Annotated in this window: 2 protein-coding genes; both read left to right on the top strand. The window is 69.5% G+C overall.

What is annotated here, in order from left to right; genetic code table 11:
* The coding region (locus ACWEBX_RS41065) for a DegT/DnrJ/EryC1/StrS family aminotransferase (RefSeq protein ID WP_451889770.1) at nucleotides 1-467 on the top strand (467 nt) is incomplete at its 5' end.
* Nucleotides 451-1,211, top strand: a 761-nt coding sequence (locus tag ACWEBX_RS41070) for an HAD-IIB family hydrolase (RefSeq protein ID WP_451889771.1), incomplete at its 3' end; no start/stop codon positions are given. The genes ACWEBX_RS41065 and ACWEBX_RS41070, both read left to right, overlap by 17 nt.

Here is a 1,211-nt window from a genome sequence, read left to right on the forward strand (position 1 = left end):
GGTGCCCCCCGTACCTCCAGGAGTTCTCTCCCATGCCTTTCGCCGACTCCGACGGCACCTCCCTCTACTACGAACGTCACGGCCGCAGAGCCTTCCTGGCCAAGCGCTACCTCGACGGCCTGGCGGACCTCGCAGCGGACGGCGCGGCCGTCCTGCCCGCCTTCACACCCGACCACGCCTGGCATCTGTTCAGCGTCCGGACGACCGCCGGAACGGCGGCCAGGGACGGGATCCGCCGGCACCTGCACACCACCGGCGCGGTGGAGACGGACATCTACTACCCCGTGCTCACCCACCAGCAGCAGACGCCGGTGCACCGCAAGCACTTCGCCCACCTGACGCTGCCCCTGACCGAACAGGCGCACGCGACGGTCTTCCACCTGCCCCTGCACAACCAGATGTCCCTGTCCGAGCAGGACCGCGTGATCGAAGCCCTCCATGACGCATTCCGTGCCACCGCGCACTGACATCCCCCCGCTGCCCGCACCCGCCACCGTGAAGAACGTGGCGTTCTGCGACTTCGACGAGACCTACCTGGCGCACGAGAACACGCCGGCCCAGCAGCACTCCCGCCGGACACTGGAGGACTATCTGGCCCGGGCCGGCGACCGGCACGGGCTGCTCTTCGGCTGGGTGACCGGCAGCTCGCTGACCTCCGTACTGCACAAGGCCCGCAGCCACCGCCTGCGCTTCCTGCCGCACTTCATGGCCTGCTCACTGGGCACCGAACTGTACGTGGCCGGCGACGCCGGAATGGTTCAGGAGCCGGGCTGGCACCAACGGCTCCCGGCCGCCGAACACATCAGGGGCCTGGCACAGGAAGCCGTCCGGCAACTGCACGCCCTGGACGTGCCGCTGGTCCCGCAGACCTGCCGCGCCCCGGACAGCCGCGTGGTCAGCTACTACTACCCCGCACAGGACCCCGAGCGCGACGCCCGCCGGCTCGCCCTGATCAGACGCGTCGCCGACAGGACCCTCCTCGAGGTGAATCTGAGCCGCTGCAACCCGGCCGCGGGCGACCCCGAGGACTGCTACGACGTCGATTTCCTTCCCCGCGGCTGCGGCAAACGGAAGATCGTCGAACACATCTGCCGCCTGCACACGGTGAGCACGGCCCAGGCGTTCGCCTTCGGGGACAGCGGCAACGACCAACACGGATCGTACGAGACGGCCTTCGACGCGGCACGGCAGCGCATCACCGAACAGCTCGC

Source organism: Streptomyces sp. NPDC005070, from assembly GCF_053600395.1.